This is a genomic window from Legionella anisa, assembly GCF_001467525.1.
GTDB classification, from domain to species: domain Bacteria; phylum Pseudomonadota; class Gammaproteobacteria; order Legionellales; family Legionellaceae; genus Legionella; species Legionella anisa.
This window is the reverse complement of the sequence record NZ_LNXS01000023.1, coordinates 1-3,577: the sequence shown is the minus strand read 5'-3', so window position 1 is coordinate 3,577 and position 3,577 is coordinate 1. Positions and strand designations below refer to the sequence as shown.

The window sequence follows — 3,577 nt, the reverse complement described above, 5'->3', positions numbered from 1 at the left end:
TTATGTAATGTAATTTTGAGGATTAGTCTTGATATTATTGGGTCTTTTTGAACTACTTTACATAATCACCTACTTTCCACAATAGATCTTTGTAATACTCAATCTCGAATGCCCAAGCGACTGACTAATAATTTCCCTGGCGGTTTTATCCCAATATTTTTCAAGAGGATTAAGTTCTTTATATGTTCTACCACCTTGGATCGGGCAAATAAGCCCTTTGCCAGTTTTATCATAGGACTTTGTAATTTCAAGATATCTTCTCTGGGCATAAGCATGACGAAGTCCATGGCATTTGCTTAACCCCATTTTTTCTATTACTTCATGATATTGAGCTAGATGATTTTTATAGGTCTTTTCTTTAGGAATGAGGGATTGTCCAGCTGGAACTTGTTTTATAGCATTGAGTAGCCATTGCCGTTGTTGTTCATTGGTGAGTTTAAGATCGCGTCCGATGCCGCCCTTAGTCCAGCTGGGCTTTATAACCAGTTTATTTCCTTGCCAGGCATCACTGAGTACAATCTTCATGGATTCCTCACGACGGAGGCCAAAAAGGGACTGGGCTTCCAGAGATAAACGGATCATTGGATCTGGGCATTTAGAAAAATCGACTTTGTTGATTGCTTTATTATACTGTGGGGCATAATTACGTTTATTGATTTGATAGCTGTCATTGCCTTGCTTAACCAGTTCTGGCCTGTTTAGCACTGAGGCCACTTTTCGAAGTTTAGCCATGTAATTTTTTATTGTTGCAGGATTTTTATTCTGGGTTTTCCAGTGTTCAACGAGGATGTGCATGTGCTTTGGTTTTAATCCTTTGATGTGCGTGACCATATAGCCTAGCTGGTGCAAATCATTGACGCAGCGATTCAGCATGTGTTTCATATCCGCTCTGCTGGCGTGAGAGTAGTTTTGGATTTTCTTAATACATTCATTGATGGAATACTGAGCATTTTTAAGTTTGGACTTACTCATTGAGATATCTCCATAAAGAGTCACGGGATTTGATGCCCATTTCGCTGCGAATAACCCAATAGGTTTCATACTTTCCTAATATGGGCAAAAGATACTGAGCCATCTGCTTAGCGTAGAGGTAGCGGTATGCCTTATTAATCGGTAAGGCATGTTTTTTTAAAGCCTTTCGCCAAGCAATTCTGGTGTCTTCATAATCGTTAAATTCAGCAATAGATTTGCCATCAGTTACCTTTTTGATTTTATCCAGAATAGTTTTTTGCATTTCAAATCTGATAGGAATTGTCCTGTCTAATGAATTAAATGCAATGTTTCTGGTTATCCAAATGCTGTCAGCCTGGATGTTAATTTCAGGTTTTATATAAATGGCTTCTTGGAAGGTAAGACCAAATTCAGTTTGTAATGCCATGATGAGGCGCGGTATTGGATTGTCCCATGTGTACCAGTGGTCGTGCTGTATTTTGAGTTTCTTTTTGCGTTTCTTGCTGGTTTTACTAAGTCCCAGCGATTTGTTGTCTATATTAGGAATAGGACAATCTATGCTGCTCAGATAATGCCTGACGATAGTCATGTGATTCATAATCGTGCTAGCACGTAGTTTACTCTTTTTCCAATGTGCTACCAGTTGATGAATATGATTTGGTTGAACATTTTTCCACGAAGATGGCACATCACCAATGGTATAGAAATCATCAATCATTTGACGAATAACATATGCTCGTTGTTTTTTGATTTTGTAGCTGCCTTGATTGCCGAGCTTTAAATATTGATTGGCAGTTTGTCTTAAGCTGTATTTTCTCATTATCCCATCCGATAAAATTTATTTGCCCTGTCTTTGGTTTAGTGTTGAACGAGCGGCTCACTCAAAGATGAAACCTGGCCAAAGCCATAAAGCTCGAAGTAAGGGGCAAATCAATCGTTATAAGGCAAACGATCTCGCCGAATTACAACAGTTTTAGGTACTTATTTCCTCCTTGTTTTTGATGATTAATAAAAACGACAAGACAATGGCTCTTGTCATACAAGTCCATGGTCAAATTGAAATAAATTGACTTAAACTCCCGAGGGAGTTGCCCTGTCGGATGACAGAGATTCCTAGATGGTTTTCCCGACTGAACGTCCAGCCACAGAGTTAGGGAATGAAGTGGCTTAGCATAAGACGTCGATTGACGTTTCGCCGGATTTTCACCAGCTCATCAGTCATGCTTGATTCCAAATTAGCAAAGCAGTGCTTGCTTCGCAAGGGATTTTGGAAAGAATTTTGTCCAATCCCGATTGGCGGGACCGGACAAAATGGTCGAATGTGTTGATTTTACGGGGTAAAATCAAGGTGATTTTTCTGCGTCACTGCTGGGAAATTTGCAGTGACGCAGAAAACATGAGAGGCAGACTAGCTATTTGCTTGCCTGCTGCAAGAAGCTTCTTAAACAACCTGCTATCGAGCCAGGATGTTCGTCTTGGACGGTTTTTGATTGGTTGGCCGTTGCCTCATACATGAACTTGTACCCTAAGGCAGCGAAAACACCCAAAAGCTCATTGGCGATGTTAAAAGCCGTTATCAGATCGCGTTTTTCATGGTTGCCTAACCAAGGCAAAATGCAGATTTGTTGTAGTGCTTGATACTGCATGTCATCTGGCTTCATATTGTGGAAATAAGTCAGATTCCATAAGCAAGTATTAAGCGAGAAAAATGGGTGGCTAATCACAGTTTCTCCCCAATCGATGATGCTTATCTCTCCTGATACTTTGGAAAGCAGCATATTGTTATCTTGAAAATCACAATGGTTGATGGTTTCAGGGATCTTGTACTTTGATAGCCGTTCACATTGTTCTACACAAAAATCATAAGCATGATTAAGGGCTGTGATTTCTTCAGACGTTATACCATCAGCAATCAAATGATCGGTTTCTTGTATAAGCGCGCGGTATAACAAAGGAAATTTATCAAGCCGCCAATCGGGGAGGCCAAAGGTGATTAGCTTAGGTGCATCATTCTCTAAATTTCTTTGAATAGATGTATAATGACTGATGCCTTGTCCCAATAAATCGGTATCAACGCCGCTTATTGAAAACAGTGCACGTAAAGTGAGATCGCCACATGCGGTTGTCAAAAAGCAATGATAGCGGTCATTTTTTGCAATGACGGTTGGGATATGTTGACATCCGTGAGCTTGAAACAGGGATATTGTATCAGGCTCAAGAAATAGCGCGGGTGGCGTTTGCTTTAAGTAGAAGACGCCTTGGGATGTGTTTATTTTACTCACTATCGAATGAGCTGGTTCAACTATTTTTTGAATAGCAATCAATCTGCAATGATGAGATTCCAGATAATCTACTGCCCATTTAATAGTTGCGTTATCGTTCTTCAAGTGCTTATACCATGTTATTCAACAGTCAAGTTGTTAGTATATTGGGGATCATCCATCATCGCTGCAATCCTTCATCGAAAATGAATATTCATTCTCTAGTTGAAAATAATGTTTCTAACAATGACTTTAGAAACGCTTCTTCTGACCGAATATATTTGTGTCCTTCCGGCAAGGCTGTGTGACAGAGTTTAAATGATTTTGTAAAGTACGCTCTCCTTAAATTGTGGAGATTTACTCAA

At 39.7% G+C, this 3,577-nt stretch carries 3 protein-coding genes; all 3 read right to left on the bottom strand.

Annotated features, from left to right (window positions below; translation table 11 throughout):
- Nucleotides 1-69: 69 nt before the first annotated feature.
- Nucleotides 70-972, bottom strand: a complete 903-nt coding sequence (locus Lani_RS08865) for a phage integrase N-terminal domain-containing protein (RefSeq protein ID WP_058388508.1) — start codon at nt 970-972, stop codon at nt 70-72.
- Nucleotides 965-1,771 (bottom strand): phage integrase N-terminal domain-containing protein, encoded by an 807-nt coding sequence (locus Lani_RS08860; protein ID WP_019234849.1) that lies wholly within the window; start codon nt 1,769-1,771, stop codon nt 965-967. The genes Lani_RS08865 and Lani_RS08860 overlap by 8 nt, the downstream gene beginning before the upstream one ends.
- 592 nt (nt 1,772-2,363) lie before the next feature.
- Nucleotides 2,364-3,338, bottom strand: a complete 975-nt coding sequence (locus Lani_RS08855; protein WP_019234850.1) for a phosphotransferase — start codon at nt 3,336-3,338, stop codon at nt 2,364-2,366.
- Nucleotides 3,339-3,577 lie beyond the last annotated feature (239 nt).